The sequence below is a fragment of the Methylophilus sp. DMC14 genome, from assembly GCF_056314085.1.
On sequence record NZ_JBQUZA010000001.1, the window covers coordinates 471,984 to 487,803 of the forward strand.

Genomic DNA, 15,820 nt, shown 5'->3' on the forward strand with positions numbered 1-15,820 from the left:
AAAAAGCCGCACTAGGCGGCGGCTTTTTATAAGGTGTGTTATACCAGCGCGGATGCGGTCTCTGGCTTGGTATTTCTGCCGTGCAAGGCCTGATACATCACCGGCAAAATAAACAGCGAAATCACTGACGAGAAGAACAGCCCCCATACGATCACCGTCGCCAGTGGACGTTGTACATCCGAGCCCAGCCCCGTCGCGAGCGAGGCGGGCAGCAAGCCCAATATCGCGACCAATGAGGCCATCATGACTGGCCGCATGCAAATGCTGGCGCCCTCAATAATCGCGGTATGCAAGGCCTGCCCCGGCGTTGAATAGTTTTTAATGGTTTTGACCATGAGTACCCCACTCATGATCGACACCCCAAACACGGCGGCAAAACCAACCCCGGTAGACACATTCAGATGCATGCCGCGCATCAACAGCGCCAACAGCCCGCCCGCCAGCGCGGCGGGCAACACAGACAACACCACCAGCGTATCGCGATAGGATTTAAAAAAGAAAAACAGGATGGCAAAGATAATAGCCATGGTCAGCGGCACCAGCACCTTGAAGTGGTTGGCGGCACGGTCCAGATTTTCATACATGCCGATCCAGCTCATCCGGTAGCCGTTTGGAATCACCATTTTTTGTGCCAGCAACTGCTGCGCTTCGGCGACGAAGCCGCCCTGATCGCGGCCACGGATGTCGCTGCGCACGGTGATTCTATGCTTGCCATCGCCGCGGGCGATAATCGTTTGCCCATCCACCACGCGGATGGTAGCGACCTGCGACAGCGGGATCGTCACACCATCGGTGTTGGTCACCGGCAAACGTTCTATGGCATTGACAGAGCTGATGGCCGCCTTGTCAAACTTGGCCACAATATCAAACCTGCGCTCGCCTTCGTAAATCACGCCCACGGGTGCACCACCAACCGCATTATCAATAAACGCCGAAAGATCATGAATATTGACTTTGTAGCGCGCGCACAAGGCACGGTTGGGCGTAATCACTAGCTGCGGCTGCGGCCCCTCCTGCTCGATATTCACATCCACCGCACCGTCCACCGTTTTCAGCCAATCCTCGGACTGCCTGGCCAAGCCCAGTAACACATCAAGGTCTGGCCCGGAAAACTCCACCGCCATATCGGCCGAGGTGCCGTTGGAATCCTCGGTCACACTGTCGATAATAGGCTGGGTAAAATTAAACCGGGTGGTTGGAAACTCATTTCTAAATGCCTGCCCCAGGGCAACAATCAACTCGGCCTTGGTGGCAAACTGCTGCCAGCGCTCATGCGGTTGCGGCACAATCATCATCTCGATCCGGCTTGGCGGATACGGGTCGGTGCCGCTGTCATTGCGGCCGGTCTGAATGGTGGCATACTTCACCTCCGGGTACTGCAGTGCAATTTCACGCAAGCGCTTGCCAAACAGTGCGGTCTGCTCAAGCGACGTCCCCTCCGGGAAATTGGCGCGTACCCAGACCACGCCTTCATCCATATACGGTAAAAACTCGCTGCCGATCTTGGGTACCACCCACACCAGCAGCAAGACCAGGCTGGCAAACACCGCCAGCAGCGTTTTCGAGGCATGGCGCAACATGTGTGTGATGCCCCGGGTATACCACTGATTCACGCGCTCGAGGACAGGGTTGTGCCGCTCCTTGAATCCCTGTTTAAAGATCATGGTCGCCAGCACCGGCACCACAAAAAATGAGAATAAACTGGCGCCTATCAGTGCAAAAATAATGGTCATGGCCATGGGCCGGAATAACAAGCCCTCAATATGCGTCAGCGAGATCAGTGGCAAGAAGCCGCCAATAATTAGCAAAATTGAAACGAATACGGGTTTTTCCACCTCCAGCGTGGCATTGAGCACCGTGAGCTCCACCGATGGCGGATCCGCAACATGATTGCGCTCATCCAGGCGTCTGGCTATGTTTTCAGAAATGATGATCGCCCCATCCACCAGCACACCGAAATCAATCGCACCCAAGGACAGCAAGCCAATCGGGATATCGGTCAAATACATCACCAGCAAGGCAAACACCAACGCCACCGGAATGGTCAAGGCCACCAGAATAGCCAGCGAGGGCCGTCCAAAAAACAAGAACAGCACCAGCAACACCAGCGCAATGCCTAACACCACGCTATGCGTCACCGTATGCAAGGTGCTGTTGATCAGCTCACTGCGGTCATAAAACGGCACCAGCTGGACGCCCTTGGGCAGCATGCCGTCGTTCAGCTCCTGTATCGCCTGCTTGACCCTGGCCAGCACCTCGGACGGGTTTTCGCCTTTTCTGAGCAAGACGATGCCTTCGACGGATTCATCCACCGTATTCTTGCTAAAAATCCCGGCCGGAATCTTTTTGTTGATTTGCACACTGGCCACATCGCGCACGTAAATGGGCTGGCCATCGATATTCTTGAGAAAACTATCCTCAATATTTTTCTTGCTCTTAATCGCACCTTCACCGCGAATGACAAACGACATACTGCCTCGCGACAGCAGGCTGCCGCCGGAGTTGGCGTTGTTTAATTGCACGGCCTCAATCACATCATTCACCGACACATCGTAGCGACGCAATTGCGAGGGATTCAGAATAATGCCGTACTGTTTCTCATAGCCGCCGAAATTGGTGACCTCGGCTACCCCATCTGCCCGTAACAGCCTGGGGATCACCACCCAGTCATTCAGGGTACGCAACTGCACCAGGTCGCTGCCCTCACCGCCGGTCAGCTGATAGCGCACCATCTCCCCATACGCCGTCGCCAGTGGCCCCAGCTCGGCCTCAGCCCCCGGCGGCAACGTAAACAGTGACAGTTTTTCCTGCACGCGCTGCCGTGCCCAGTAGCTTTCGGTACCTTCCTTGAAAATAAGCTGAATCACCGACAAGCCAAAGATGGTCCGCGAGCGGACAGTCTCCACATTGGGGACATTTTTCATCAGGATTTCGAGCGGCACCGTGACCTGGCGCTCGACATCCTCTGGCGCCTTGCCCGGAAACACCGTAATGATCTGCACCATTTGCGATGAAATATCCGGATAGGCATCGATTTTCATGCGCGACAGGGAATAGAGGCTCAACAGACTCAGCGCCACCAGCCCACCGATGACGATCCATTTGTACTGCAATGCCTGGCGAATCAATTTCGCCATCATGATGCAGCACTCTCGTCCGCATTCACAATCTCTACCGCCTTGATGGCCAAGGGCTTGAGCAAAATGGCGCCATGCGCAATGATGGTGTCGTGTTCTCGCAGCCCGGACAGGATTTCAACCGATTTACGATTAAAATTATCGCCGATGGTCACTTCCACCAGCTTCCAGGTATTCGGCTGGCTCAAGACAAAGACATAATCTTTTTTATTGAGATGAATCAGGGCCTCATTCGACACCAGCATTTTTTTGCGCTGCTCAGTGCCTAACTGGATATCGGCAAACATGCCGGGCCTGAGCTGATGCAGGCTGTCCTGCAGCGCATAGTAAATGCGTAAGGAACGCTTCTCAAATGACACCAGCGGAGAAATACTCGCCAGCTTGCCCGCAAACGGTTTATCCGCATTGCCGTAAAACACGGTGGTCAGGGCCTGGCCCGCATACACCTTGCCGGCATTCATTTCCGGCACATCGCCCGCCACCAACACTTCATCCGCCTTCAGGCGGATCAATAAATCAATGTCTATGCCCTGCTGAAACAGCTGACGTTCCGCATCCGCACGGTTGTTTCTTGCCTGGTTTAAAGCGCTCTGAATATCAAACAGCGCTTTCTGCCCTTCCAGCTGCGCCTGTAGCAAGTTGGCTTCCGACAGGCTCAAGTCTCTGGCAGCTTCTGTGCCGATATCCACCAGTTTTTTCAGGCGCTCCACCTCTATCCGTTGCGAGTGCAACTTGGCCTCGTTCAACTCGGCAGTTTTCTTGTACTGCTTGCTCAAAAACTCGATTTCATTGCCATCGTTTTTCCAGTTGGCATACAAACTGGAGATTTGCTGATTGATGAACTCATACTGCTCATCGTCGGCCGCGCTGGTCGGTTTTCGTTTGGCAATAATGCTGCCGGTCACGGTCAAGTCCGGCAAACTGACCGCTTGCAGTTGCAGCTGCTCGCGCAGAATCTTGCGATTAAAGGTAGAAGCCGGATCAATCAGGATTTGCCCGTTCCGCAACAGCGTCACTGCCTGCCCCTGCTGGGCCGGTGCCGACGCGACCGCCGGTTTGGCCGAGTGTGCGGTCATATAATAAAGCCCGGCACTTACCATCCCCAACAACACCAGTGCAAACAGGGCGCCCTTTTTTTGTAATTGACTCATTTTAAAACCTGCTTCCCAATGGCTGCATTCAAGGCGTAGAGCGAATGCCAATAGTTGGATAACGTCATAATGTGTACGCGATTGGTTTCGCGGTAGTTTCTTTGCGCATCCAACAACTCGAACAGACTCTTGCCGCCCAGCGCGTAAGCCGCTTTCATCTTGTCACGGATCACTTTAGAAACACCCAACTTGGTGTCTGCCTCATTGACCAGCACCAGATACGAAGCGTCATAGATGTGGTAATTACGCTCGATTTCAGACCTGAGCTCAATCAGCTGCGTATCCAGATCCAGCTCGCTCTGTCTTTTGAGTGATTTGGCCTTGGCAATATTGCCCTGGTTGCGGTCAAATACCGGCAACGAAACATCCACGCCTATGCCCCAGGCATTCTGATCCGGGAAACCAATCGCCTCTTTCTGAAACTGGCGGGTCACCCCCACATGGGTCACCACCGAGGGATAAGCCTTGACCTCTTCGAGCTCGATATTGCCGACTGACTGTTCGATTTGCCTTTTTAGCATGGCGATATCCGGCCGGTTTTCCTCGGCCATCTGGATCAAATGCTCAGGATCACTGATCGGCTGCGGATGCTCAATCTCCAGGCTGCCAACAACGTGGATGACTTTGTTCTTTTGCATGCCCAGAAAGGCCTTCAGGCGGCTGATGGCATTTTCCACAGCCACCCGTTTGGCGCGCAACTCGGTTTGGCTGGAGAGCAAAGACAAATTCACTCTATCCAGCTCAATCGACCCGGCCCCGCCGATTAACACCCGTTTTTCCGTCAACGCTTTCAGGGCCGCCAGCTCGGTGAAATCCTCCTGCGCCAGCGCTTGCAGATTTTGCGCCTCCAGCACATCGTAAAAAGCTGCAATCGCCCCAGCAATGCGCAACCGGATAGTGTCATTCACACTCGCCCTGGCCACCTCCACCCCGAGTTGGGCAGCACGCATCTCTGCCGCGCGCTTGCCAAACACAAACCAATCAATCGGATATGCCACCCCGAGATCAAACTGCGGAGGGCCGCCTTGGCGATTGACGTTAAAAGACTGATTCAGCGGCATCAAGGTATTGGAGACGTTCATCACCGGGTTAGGCGGCAACTTGGCCGTGACCAGGTCCGCCTCGGCCTGATAAATGCCCTCCACCGCAGACTTGATTTGTGGATCTGCCTGCAGCGCGAGATAGATGGTTTTGTTGAGATCGAGCGCCGTGTCTTCCAGCTGCTCAGCAGCCAGCGGTGAACGATGTTGATCGGGTAACCGGGCGGAGAAGCCGTCTTTGACAAAAGCGGGCGGAGCAATAACCTCCGCTGCAAAAGCAGGCATCTGCACGGCTGCCAACAGGAGCAGTAACAGCGGTCGGAGATGCGGAAACAATGACTTCATAAAGGCGGCATTTCAAATGTCGTCCATCATGAATCCATTTTGTGAAGGATTTATTACAACCGCCTAAAATGCCTGGTTTTCATGCCTAAAGCGCCTTTGCATGCCAGCCAGCATCGTAGCGAGATTGCAAGCCTGCAGCACTCATACCATCAGTGCGCTGACACCCCCCTTGCAGAAAAACGGTTGAATGCTCACTTGTACCACACTTAAAATAGGTCACTATGATCGCCCGCTACGACTACAATCTACCCCCAGCACACAGCATCGTAAGGTTGCAAAACTTAAGCGTCACCGAGCAATCCCGGCTGCTGCCACAAGTGTTTGCCCTTGCCCGCGAGCAATACCCGGAATGGCCCGCAGAGCAGCTGTCTAATTGGCTTGCTGCCTTGGCGGGTGGCAATGCCAACGGCACCAAAATGGCCGTGTCGGTAGTGCTGGATGCGCAGGGTGAAGTCGCTGCCGCCAGTGCGCTGGAGCTGTATCGCAACGGCACCGCCATGATCAACTACAGCCTGGCCCGAAAAAGTGTCGAGCGGGGTAGTCCCGAACAGAGCGCCGCGCTGATTTACGCCGCGACCAAAGACATGGCGGCGGGTATTCAAGCGTTGCAGGCACAAGGCGAACCCATCCACTTTGTCGGCAAAGAGCATCATTTGCAAAGCCTGCGCGCGATTGCAGGCTATTATGCGGTGGGCCAGGTGCCGATTGACGGCCCGACCTCTTTGCTCACACGTGCGGTGAAATATTACGAGGTTGCCTATGGCGACCCGAGCGAGGTAGAGAACCAGGCCAGAATTGACCATGCGATGATGCTGGCTGACCCTAAAGCAGGCTATGCCGAGGAAGAGAATGTGCACTTGTGGCTGCTGGGTGACTTTATCCCCAGCGCGCCCAACAAGCCCTTGGCCGAATCGCTGCGAGCGCTGGCAGACACCTATGCCCAAGAGCACAGCATCTTCCGCGAAAAAGACATACGCTTAGACCCGGGCTACAGATCGCTACACCAGCTGGCTGACCATTTGCCAGCGACGGCCACTTATCAACAAGCCGTAGAGGCCTCGGCGGTGGGCGCGGCGCAATGGCTGGGCTTGATTGAATAACAGCCTTGCCACCGTTTGCTGCGCACCCTATCCATCGCTACGACACCAATGAGTATCGTGCATTCAAATTGAACCAATCATTTCAAATGCTATTCAATAAACAAGCGCTGCCTGGGGATTTACATTCCCCCTGTGTGCGCTTATTTTCCAATCTCTAAAGATGCGCTTGATAGACAGGCCACGAAACCGATCACGACAGACATGACCAAACCTCCTCATCGCAGCCTTCTACTCAGCCAGGATCACACATCGCTCACCCGTGAGCAGATACGGGCTTATTTTCATGAAACCTCAGATGTCTATGAAGCCTTGTTTACGCTGCTCAGCAACGAGCAAGCGTACTACGTGAAACCGATTGCGCTGAGACATCCGCTGATTTTTTACTACGGCCATACCCATACCTTTTTTATCAACAAGCTGATTCTGGCCGGGCTCATCACCGAACGCGTGAATCCCAGGTTTGAGTCCATGTTTGCGGTCGGCGTCGATGAAATGGGCTGGGATGACGTGAACGAGGCCCACTACCAATGGCCAACGCCAGCGGAGGTGAAGGCCTACCGTGCACAGGTGCGCGAAGTGGTTGACCAACTGATCACGCGCCTGCCTTTTGAGCTGCCGATTGATTGGGAGAGCCCATGGTGGCCGATTCTGATGGGCATTGAACATGAGCGCATCCATCTGGAAACCAGCTCGGTGCTGATTCGGCAACATGCCTTACAGTATGTTAACCCCTCCCCCGCATGGGCACCCTCTGCTGCGCGGGATGTGGTCGCCCCTGAAAATCGCTTGGTGCCTATTCCGGCGCGTGAAATTGTGTTGCGCAAGTCAGATGCGTATTACGGCTGGGATAACGAATACGGTCAATTTCACGGCCACTGCCCGGCCTTTGAGGCGGCCAAATACCTGACCTCTAATGCCGAGTTTTTACGCTTTGTGGAAGCGGGCGGCTACCAGGCAGAGGCCTACTGGCAAGAAGAAGGCTGGGCCTGGCGCACCTATACGCAAGCCGAGCATCCCACGTTTTGGATCAGACAAGCCTCCGGCTGGCAACTGCGCCTGCTGACGGAAGAAATCGACATGCCATGGAGCTGGCCGGTAGAAGTCAATTACCATGAGGCCAAAGCGTTTTGCAATTGGCTGTCTGCACAGCGGGGCAAACCAGTGCGTCTGCCCAGCGAGCAGGAGTGGTATAGTCTGTATGAACATGCAGGCTTGTCCGACGCCCAGGTCGCCAACGGCCATCATGCCAATCTGTTTTTAGACCAGGGTGCGTCTTCTTGTCCGGTCAATCAGTTTGCACACGGTGAGCTGTATGATGTGGTGGGCAATGTCTGGCAATGGACAGAAACACCCATTTTTCCGTTTGATGGCTTTAAAGTGCATCCGTTGTATGATGACTTTACCACCCCGACCTATGATGGCCGCCATAATCTCATCAAGGGCGGCTCCTGGATCTCAACGGGCAACGAGGCGATTAAAAGTGCGCGCTACGCCTTTCGCCGACATTTTTTTCAACATGCAGGATTCCGCTATATTGTGACTGATACCCCCGTAGAAAATAACCGCTCGTATTACGAATCTGACAAGCAACTGTCGGAGTATGCCGAATTTCATTATGGTGACAGCTATTTTGGCGTACCCAACTTCCCCAAAGCGCTGAGCGATTATGCCCTGCAGCATTTGCAAGCCAAACCAAAACGCACCGCACTCGATTTGGGCTGTGCCACCGGCCGTGCCACTTTTGAGCTGGCCACACAGTTTGATCACGTCACCGGCATAGACTTTTCTGCCCGCTTTATTGGCTTGGCGTTACAAGCGGCCGAGCAAGGCGTGTTGCGTTACACCATGGTCAATGAGGGCGACTTGGTCAGCTACCAGGAGCGCACACTGAGTGCCTTGGGCTTAGACCAGGTGGTCGACAAGGTGGAATTCTGGCAGGGCGATGCCTGCAACCTCAAGCCTCAATTCACCGGCTACGACTTTATTCTGGCCGCCAATTTAATCGACCGGCTCTATCGCCCACGCCAGTTTTTGAGCACCATTCATGAGCGCTTGAATATCGGCGGCGTACTCATGATCACCTCGCCGTATACCTGGCTGGAAGAGCACACCCCGCGTGAGGAATGGATAGGCGGCTACAAGCAAGATGGCGAAAATGTGACCACGCTGGATGGCCTGAAAGCGCTGCTAAGCCCGCACTTTACACTCATGCAAGCCCCGGTAGAGATTCCGTTTGTGATTCGTGAAACCCGCCACAAATTTCAGCATACGCTGTCAGAAGTGACGCTGTGGGAGCGCGTCAGTTGAGCCACCGCTTTGATGAACACGTGTCGCGTGAAGGTAGCGGCGCATTAAAATTCGATGGCCGCCAGCAGACCTTCGGCACCACCGAGGTCATGCCCATGTGGGTGGCCGATATGGATTTTGCCGTGCCCGCAGCAGTGACTGAGGCGCTGCAAGCGCGCATCGCCCATCCGGTGTTTGGTTATTCCCTGGCACCCGATAGCCTGTATCAAGCGCTGATGGATTGGCTACAAATCAAGCACGGTTGGCAAGTCCAGCGCGAATGGATTGTGCTCACACCCGGCGTGGTGCCCTCGCTCAACCTGGTCGTCGCTGCCCTCACCGCCCCAGACGAAGGCGTGATCGTGCAACCACCCGTGTATTTTCCGTTTTTTTCAGCGGTCACCGGGCAGCAACGTCACTTAGTTGAAAACCCGTTGCGCCTGACCTCCGATCACGCAAACCAGCCGCAATATCAGATGGATATGGGCCACCTGACGGCGTGCGCGCAACAGGCGCGCATGCTGCTCCTCTGCTCACCACATAATCCGGTAGGTCGTGTGTGGCAAACGGCAGAAATGGAAGCTATTTTAAGTATCGCTAACCAGCACGACTTAGTTGTGCTCTCCGACGAAATCCATGCCGATTTAGTCTATGCAGAGGCACAACATCAGCCCTTAAGCCGCCTGGCCATGCAAGCCGAAACCGCCGAGCAAACCGCGTTGTCCCACCGCGTGATTACCGCCGTCTCGCCCAGCAAAACCTTCAATATTCCAGGCCTGGGTCTCTCAGCTTTGATTGTGCCAAACACCGCGCATCGGCAAGCCATTCAACGCCAGCTCAACACGCTAGGCCTCTCAGTGACCAACCCACTCAACATGGCCGCCTTTGAAGCGGCCTATCGCGGCGGCAGCAACTGGCTAAATGAGCTGATGCCTTATCTGCAAGCTACGCGCGATGCGGCAGTGGCGTATATTCAGGCAGAGCTGCCCAGTATCAAGGTCATCGCTCCGCAAGCCACTTATCTGCTATGGCTGGATTGCCGCGCCCTCAATCTGCATGACGCCGCATTAAAACGCTTTTTTATTGAAGAAGCACAACTCGGCCTCTCGCCCGGTGCGATGTTTGGTCATGGCGGCGAAGGCTTTATGCGCATGAACATAGGCACCCCCCAGGCCAACGTGCTCGCGGCGCTGGCGCAATTAAAAGCCGCCTGCAGCCGTCACGGTCTCTCAACTTAATACTCCCCTCACCACACGCTAGGAACAGCCATGACGCAAGCAGCTAAAACGATGTTGGCGCAGTTATTCAGCAAAGCAATCTCTACCGCATTGATGCTGTGCGCGCTGTGTGCAGCCAGCCTCACGCAGGCAAACACGCTAGAAGAAGCCAGACAGAAGCTACTGCAAAAAGACTATGCCGCCGCCCACGCCATTTATCTGTCGCTCGCCAGTCAAAACGATGCCAAAGCCTGCTACAACCTAGCCCTGATGTCGCAGAACGGCGATGGCGTGCCCAAAAGCATGGACGAAGCGGTCAAGTGGTACACAAAATCGGCCGAGTTGAATTACAAAGAGGCGCAGTACACGCTGGGTTCACTGGTATTTCAGCGCCAGATTCAAAGCATCAGCTACCCGCAAGCGGTGGCCTATTACGAGCAAGCAGCCAAGCAAGGTCATGTAAAATCGCAACTCAATTTAGGCATGCTGTATTTGCGGGGCGAAGTGATTGCGCAAGACATGCCCGCCGCCGTGCACTGGTTAAGCCAGGCCGCCAGCAACAACAATAGTGAAGCCCAGGGCTACCTGGCCGAGCTTTACCAGCAAGGGGCCGGCGTTGAACAAAGCACCCTCAAAGCGGCGATGTGGTTGATATTGGCAACCCAAAACGAAGAAAAACGCCTGGTGAATCGCCACAGCAAAATGCTGAATTATCTTTATGCTCAAATGAGCGAGGAGCAAAAAGCCGCTGCCACCCAATTGGCGACGCAATGTAAAAGCCAGCAACTGCAAGGCTGTTAAACAAGGATCACACGATGCCAATCACCACCCTTCAACATGCAGACCGGATGCGCGGCGCCCTCTGGGGGATGTTTATTGGCGATGCGCTGGCCATGCCCGTGCACTGGTATTACAACATCGCCGCCCTCTGGCAAGACTTTGGTCAAATTCGCGACTATCAAGCGCCCAAAGCCAGCCACCCCAGCTCCATCATGCCCCTGGCCAGCACAGGCAAGGCAGGCCGCGGCACACAAGCGGGCGGCATTGTCGGCAGTGTGATTTTAAAAGGCAAAAAACAATTCTGGGGCCTGCCTCACGGCCACTATCATCAAGGCATGCACGCAGGCGACAACACGCTTAACCTGCTGTGCGCCCGTGTGTTGCTGCGCTCCCTTATCGCCCAAGGCCAGCATGACCCTGCTGACTTTTTGCAAGCCTATGTGCGCTTTATGACCGAGCCCGATCAGCACAACGACACTTATGCTGAGTCATACCACCGTGATTTTTTTGCCAACTATGCCAAAGGCGTGGCCCCGGAAAAGTGTGCGGGCAACGAAGGCCATGACACGGCCTCGATTGGCGGCCTGGTGAATATCCCCATGGTGGTCATGGCCAGCGTGAAGGCGAACGACCTGGCCGCCTGCAACCAAGCTGCCTTAAGGCAACAAAACCTCACCCACCGCTCAACCGAGTTAGAGCGCCATACGCTGGCACTGAGCCAACTCTTGTTTGAAATTTTCAACTCACCACACCCTGACAACGAACAGCTGGCCAGCGCTGCGGCCAGTCAATTGGGATTCCCGGCCGCAAAAGTGGTGGCGCAAGTGCGTGCCAACCAAAAATCTGACCTCGATGTGATTGGCGGCCTACTCAGCCCCGCCTGCTACATAGACCAGTCGTTTCCATCTGTGCTCTACCTCGCCACCCGCTACCATGATGACTTTGAAAGCGCCTTGATTGCCAACACCAATGTCGGCGGGGATAACTGCCACCGCGGTGCGGTGCTGGGCGCGATTTTGGGCGCTTCGTTGGGGTTGGAGGCGATTCCGCCACGCTGGATCAAAGGCCTCACCGCACACGATGCTATTCACCGCGAGATTGAACAGTTTGTGGCACAGTTTGCCTAAACATTTTGACTAATCAGGCGGTGAAAACCATGCTTACAAAAATATTAGCAATCCTCTTTATGATGAGCTGCAGCGTTGCCTTTGCTGCCAATGACTTAAGCTTTATGACTGAAGGCAAACCATACAACGAGATCAAGCAAACGCTGATTGTTCAAGGTTGGACGCCGATTAAAAACACCAAGATTGATCTGGCTAGTCTATACGCGCAAGAAATCTACAACATGGGCATGACAGAGGTCACCGATTGCATCTCGATGGAAATTGACGGCTGCACATTCCTCTACCAAAAAGGCAAGCAAACACTGGAAATCAAAACCATCACCAGGCAGTTGAGTGTGGAGTCTTTCCGTGTGTATAAGAAAAATACGCGGTGAATGCTTAAGGCAATTGTTTTTATGTAGCTCCCGCGCATGGTGCGTTGTATTTGAAATGAACCATGCGGCGCACTGAAAGCGAGTCCGCCCTACCGCGTTGGCATAAAATCATCGCTTATCGTCAAGTTAGCATTAAAAAAGCTATCCCAGGTTTCAGCAATCGGCGTGATAATGCGCTCGTTACCAAGTGCACGCACGTTCACCAGTTTCACATCCTCTGGCAAGCGCATTTCAGCAGGCAGGCGTACAGCTTGCGTGCGATTATTAATAAACACAGTGCTTATAGCCATCGTTCATCCCTCTCGTCAAAACGCATGTAGCATTAGCGTATAGCACGAAAAATAGAGTTGCAAACCTGCTTGGGAGCCGCATGAAAGAATAGCGACCTGATCACGTCGCATGCGTCTTTAAGGTAATAAAAACGCGGAGATGTGGCTTGGCTTACAAGAGTGTGAGACCTGCTTAATTCAAAGCGCATTAAACTGTGCGGCAGTCAAAATAGAGATGCCTTGAAAAGGATGCAACACCAACAAGTCAGCATCGCCCGTGATGATCATCGATGCACCACCATTCACGGCGACTTCTAAAAATTGATTGTCTTTTGGGTCACGGCAGGCATTCACAGGATAGACAATATTCACACGTTCATACATGCGACTAAACAGTCTAAAAAAAGCTTGCCTGTCTTCAAGCGAAATATAGCGGTCAAACTTTGGGCGAGATAATACGTCCGCCAGTTCATTGAGCGTAGACTCAGACACCAGCAATACACCTCGCTCAAAAGCTTTACGCACGGCAATTGATGAAACGCTGTTCGGTAACAGCAAATAACTGATCAAAGTATTGGTGTCACAGACTACCCGTAACGCCTCACTCATTGGTCAGCAACTCGGCTAATTTGTCCTCGGTTAAGCCGTTTGCCATCGCTTGTTGCCCGACACGGTCACAAAATGATTGAAACTCAGCCAGATTCAGCCCGCGCAAGCGTTGATATTCAGCGGGAGAAAGCACAATCGCCACATCACGGTTTTGACGACGAATCGTCACTGGCTCTCGTTGTGCCGTATCAATTAAAGCCGCCATATTTTGTTTAGCATCTGTTGCAGAAACATATTGCATAATCAACTCTCCTGTTTGCCTAATCATAGTACAAAATGTCTATTTTGTACATTTTGAACAAACTATCACATTTAGTCTTGAAACTGCGTCGGAGAACAAATACGTGTAAGGCATCAACAAGTCACACGACCAATCCACTCCAGCCAATTGATGGAGTCTCGTCATGAACAAACAATCTCTGCTCACCGCTTTATACGCCATCCTGTTTGCGTCAAACGCCCTTGCGCAACCACAATGCAGTGCCGTCAGCGGCCCACAGACCAATGCCCTGGTGGAGCTATATACCTCAGAAGGCTGTAGCAGCTGCCCACCCGCTGACCAGTGGTTAACGCGCCTGAAAACGCAAGGCAATCAGTTGGGCAACATCGTGCCCATGGCCCTGCATGTGGATTATTGGGATTACATCGGCTGGAAAGACAACTTTGCGAACCCCGCCTTTGCCAGGCGGCAACGCGAAATGGCCGCCTCAGGGCATGCGCGTGGTGTGTATACCCCACAAATTGCCATCAATGGTCAGGATACCCGCAGTTGGGTAAGTGAATCGCGCTTGAAGAATGAAATTGCCAGCATCAATCGTATGCCCGCCAAAGCTGAAATTCGCTTGGCAGTGAATTCCCACACACTAAAATCAGTACAAGTATCCACAAACATCAAAACCTCTGAGGCAGGACCATTGGTCTATTACCTCGCGCTACAAGAAAACAACCTGCAATCCACTGTCAATGCAGGTGAAAACCGTGGCGAGCTGCTGCGCCATGATTATGTGGTGCGCCAGTGGTTAGGGCCGTTTAAGGTTGGGGCTGATGGAAAAATAAGTGCAAGCCATGAAATCCAGCTTCAACCAGCCTGGAAGCAGCGCGATCTTAGCGTGGTCGCATTTGTGCAGAATTCAGCAACGGAGGAGGTTTTGCAGGCGTTGGGTTTGGGGTTGTGTGAAGGTTAGCTTTTCTGTGACCCAAATTACTACTCAGAAATTCGATAAATTACCATACGTTTGTTTTTTCACAAACAAACACCATGGTATTATTCCAAAGGAATATGACTACAGACTTTACTTATACTTTCCCTTCGATAAGGGGTGTTCAAGCCGGACGGGAGTTTTATATCTCGATGTGTCCGTTACGTCTATTAAGCAAGATTTTTGTATTTGACGACGAGGAACTTATGCCTGAGCTGCGGGCACAACGTAGTCTCAATCGCTCAAGAATACCCGAAATGGCTCGCTATATTCTAGACAATTCAGATAGTTATACATTCTCTGCAATTACAGCTTCGATTGACGGTGAAGTGCAATTTGATCCTATTAGTGATAACAGCCCTGTTAACTTCCGAATGGGCGCCCTAAGAGTTTCGATGGATGCAAAATTCATCGTAAATGATGGGCAACATAGAAGAGCTGCGATAGAGCAAGCATTACAAATAAAACCCGAACTTGGGGATGAAACAATTGGTGTGGTTTTTTTTATAGATCGCGGATTGGAAAGGTGTCAGCAAATGTTTGCTGACTTAAATCGATACGCAGTCAAAACCTCTTCGTCTTTAAGTATTCTTTATGATCATCGTAGTATGGCTGCCAATGTAGCTCGACATTTAAGCTTAACTTCAACAGTTTTCCGCAATCTAATTGAAACGGAACGATCCTCTTTATCTGCTCGCTCCAGAAAGTTATTTACATTAAGTGCCCTGCATTTTTCCATCATTGAGTTGTTGCATGAAAAGGAGTTTGAGGATTTTCAATCTGCAGTAAAAAAGTGTAATGACTTTTGGATTATAGTGGCCGCCCAAATACCAGAATGGATATACGTACGCGAGTCAAAAATGACAGCGGGTGAAGTTAGAAAGGATTTTATTCATTCTCATGCCATCGTTTTACAAGCACTTGGCCGTGTTGGTCGGGCAATTTATGAGCTTGAAAATCCCAACGTTCATGAAATATTAAGCAAACTAAAAAACATTGATTGGTCTAGACATAATCTTAGAACTTGGGAGGGGCGAGCTATGATTGGAGGTGCGATGTCTAAATCAGGAAAAAATGTCGTGTTAACAAGCAATGAAATAAAACGCGTTCTAGGACTGAGTTTAACTGCTGATGAAGCAGCTATTGAAAGCATGCTGCAAATGTCGCGTTTACCAAAGTAGAAGGT

14 protein-coding genes are annotated in these 15,820 nt (G+C 52.6%); 8 read left to right on the forward strand and 6 right to left on the reverse strand.

The features are described from left to right. Positions 1–38 precede the first annotated feature (38 nt). Genes ACT53C_RS02450 through ACT53C_RS02460 form a run of 3 tightly spaced genes read right to left on the reverse strand, consistent with a single transcriptional unit; the run spans position 39 to position 5,673 of the window. Positions 39–3,140: an efflux RND transporter permease subunit gene (locus tag ACT53C_RS02450; protein WP_476144659.1), complete on the reverse strand. Its 3,102-nt coding sequence runs from the start codon at positions 3,138–3,140 to the stop codon at positions 39–41. Then, positions 3,137–4,288, reverse strand: coding sequence for an efflux RND transporter periplasmic adaptor subunit (locus ACT53C_RS02455; protein ID WP_476144661.1), 1,152 nt, complete (start codon positions 4,286–4,288; stop codon positions 3,137–3,139). The genes ACT53C_RS02450 and ACT53C_RS02455 overlap by 4 nt, the downstream gene beginning before the upstream one ends. Further along, complete coding sequence (locus tag ACT53C_RS02460) at positions 4,285–5,673, reverse strand: TolC family protein (RefSeq protein ID WP_476144663.1); 1,389 nt, start codon at positions 5,671–5,673, stop codon at positions 4,285–4,287. Before ACT53C_RS02460 ends, ACT53C_RS02455 begins: the two co-directional genes overlap by 4 nt. A gap of 221 nt (positions 5,674–5,894) precedes the next feature. On the opposite strand from ACT53C_RS02460, the gene ACT53C_RS02465 reads away from it, so the two are divergent. The 6 genes from ACT53C_RS02465 (at position 5,895) to ACT53C_RS02490 (ending at position 12,557) form a co-directional block, all read left to right on the forward strand. Continuing rightward, positions 5,895–6,773, forward strand: coding sequence for a hypothetical protein (locus tag ACT53C_RS02465; RefSeq protein ID WP_476144664.1), 879 nt, complete (start codon positions 5,895–5,897; stop codon positions 6,771–6,773). Between the two features lie 201 nt (positions 6,774–6,974). Beyond that, positions 6,975–9,080 carry a 5-histidylcysteine sulfoxide synthase gene (ovoA, locus tag ACT53C_RS02470; RefSeq protein ID WP_476144665.1) on the forward strand — a complete coding sequence of 702 codons (2,106 nt, stop codon included), beginning with the start codon at positions 6,975–6,977 and terminating at the stop codon, positions 9,078–9,080. Further along, positions 9,077–10,297 carry a MalY/PatB family protein gene (locus ACT53C_RS02475; protein ID WP_476144666.1) on the forward strand — a complete coding sequence of 407 codons (1,221 nt, stop codon included), beginning with the start codon at positions 9,077–9,079 and terminating at the stop codon, positions 10,295–10,297. Before ovoA ends, ACT53C_RS02475 begins: the two co-directional genes overlap by 4 nt. A 30-nt stretch (positions 10,298–10,327) precedes the next feature. Further along, complete coding sequence (locus ACT53C_RS02480) at positions 10,328–11,077, forward strand: tetratricopeptide repeat protein (RefSeq protein WP_476144667.1); 750 nt, start codon at positions 10,328–10,330, stop codon at positions 11,075–11,077. A 14-nt stretch (positions 11,078–11,091) separates the two neighbouring features. After that, positions 11,092–12,183, forward strand: a complete 1,092-nt coding sequence (locus ACT53C_RS02485) for an ADP-ribosylglycohydrolase family protein (protein ID WP_476144668.1) — start codon at positions 11,092–11,094, stop codon at positions 12,181–12,183. 59 nt (positions 12,184–12,242) lie between these two features. Continuing rightward, entirely contained in the window at positions 12,243–12,557 is a 315-nt protein-coding gene (locus ACT53C_RS02490; protein ID WP_476144669.1) for a hypothetical protein, read from the forward strand. Positions 12,558–12,646: 89 nt separating this feature from the next. On the opposite strand, the gene vapB is transcribed toward ACT53C_RS02490, so the two are convergent. The 3 genes from vapB to ACT53C_RS02505 all read right to left on the reverse strand — a co-directional run bounded on the left by vapB (position 12,647) and on the right by ACT53C_RS02505 (position 13,676). Continuing rightward, complete coding sequence (gene vapB / locus ACT53C_RS02495; RefSeq protein ID WP_476144670.1) at positions 12,647–12,847, reverse strand: type II toxin-antitoxin system VapB family antitoxin; 201 nt, start codon at positions 12,845–12,847, stop codon at positions 12,647–12,649. A gap of 177 nt (positions 12,848–13,024) precedes the next feature. Then, positions 13,025–13,435 carry a putative toxin-antitoxin system toxin component, PIN family gene (locus tag ACT53C_RS02500; protein ID WP_194748921.1) on the reverse strand — a complete coding sequence of 137 codons (411 nt, stop codon included), beginning with the start codon at positions 13,433–13,435 and terminating at the stop codon, positions 13,025–13,027. Continuing rightward, positions 13,428–13,676, reverse strand: coding sequence for a type II toxin-antitoxin system Phd/YefM family antitoxin (locus tag ACT53C_RS02505; RefSeq protein WP_379074175.1), 249 nt, complete (start codon positions 13,674–13,676; stop codon positions 13,428–13,430). Before ACT53C_RS02505 ends, ACT53C_RS02500 begins: the two co-directional genes overlap by 8 nt. A gap of 163 nt (positions 13,677–13,839) precedes the next feature. On the opposite strand from ACT53C_RS02505, the gene ACT53C_RS02510 reads away from it, so the two are divergent. Together ACT53C_RS02510 and dndB are read left to right on the forward strand one after the other, a co-directional pair. Then, positions 13,840–14,619, forward strand: coding sequence for a DUF1223 domain-containing protein (locus ACT53C_RS02510; RefSeq protein ID WP_476144671.1), 780 nt, complete (start codon positions 13,840–13,842; stop codon positions 14,617–14,619). A gap of 95 nt (positions 14,620–14,714) precedes the next feature. Next, a complete protein-coding gene (gene dndB / locus ACT53C_RS02515) occupies positions 14,715–15,815 on the forward strand; it encodes a DNA sulfur modification protein DndB (RefSeq protein ID WP_476144672.1) in 1,101 nt (366 codons plus the stop codon). Positions 15,816–15,820 lie beyond the last annotated feature (5 nt).

Bases quoted from the DNA above. Each gene is read 5' to 3' on its own strand.
- dndB (WP_476144672.1), top strand. From the start codon at position 14,715: ATGACTACAGACTTTACTTATACTTTCCCTTCGATAAGGGGTGTTCAA.
- ACT53C_RS02455 (WP_476144661.1), bottom strand. From the start codon at position 4,288: ATGAGTCAATTACAAAAAAAGGGCGCCCTGTTTGCACTGGTGTTGTTG.
- ACT53C_RS02480 (WP_476144667.1), top strand. From the start codon at position 10,328: ATGACGCAAGCAGCTAAAACGATGTTGGCGCAGTTATTCAGCAAAGCA.
- ACT53C_RS02500 (WP_194748921.1), bottom strand. From the start codon at position 13,435: ATGAGTGAGGCGTTACGGGTAGTCTGTGACACCAATACTTTGATCAGT.
- ACT53C_RS02505 (WP_379074175.1), bottom strand. From the start codon at position 13,676: ATGCAATATGTTTCTGCAACAGATGCTAAACAAAATATGGCGGCTTTA.
- ACT53C_RS02465 (WP_476144664.1), top strand. From the start codon at position 5,895: ATGATCGCCCGCTACGACTACAATCTACCCCCAGCACACAGCATCGTA.
- ACT53C_RS02510 (WP_476144671.1), top strand. From the start codon at position 13,840: ATGAACAAACAATCTCTGCTCACCGCTTTATACGCCATCCTGTTTGCG.
- ACT53C_RS02450 (WP_476144659.1), bottom strand. From the start codon at position 3,140: ATGATGGCGAAATTGATTCGCCAGGCATTGCAGTACAAATGGATCGTC.
- ACT53C_RS02485 (WP_476144668.1), top strand. From the start codon at position 11,092: ATGCCAATCACCACCCTTCAACATGCAGACCGGATGCGCGGCGCCCTC.
- vapB (WP_476144670.1), bottom strand. From the start codon at position 12,847: ATGGCTATAAGCACTGTGTTTATTAATAATCGCACGCAAGCTGTACGC.
- ACT53C_RS02460 (WP_476144663.1), bottom strand. From the start codon at position 5,673: ATGAAGTCATTGTTTCCGCATCTCCGACCGCTGTTACTGCTCCTGTTG.
- ACT53C_RS02490 (WP_476144669.1), top strand. From the start codon at position 12,243: ATGATGAGCTGCAGCGTTGCCTTTGCTGCCAATGACTTAAGCTTTATG.
- ovoA (WP_476144665.1), top strand. From the start codon at position 6,975: ATGACCAAACCTCCTCATCGCAGCCTTCTACTCAGCCAGGATCACACA.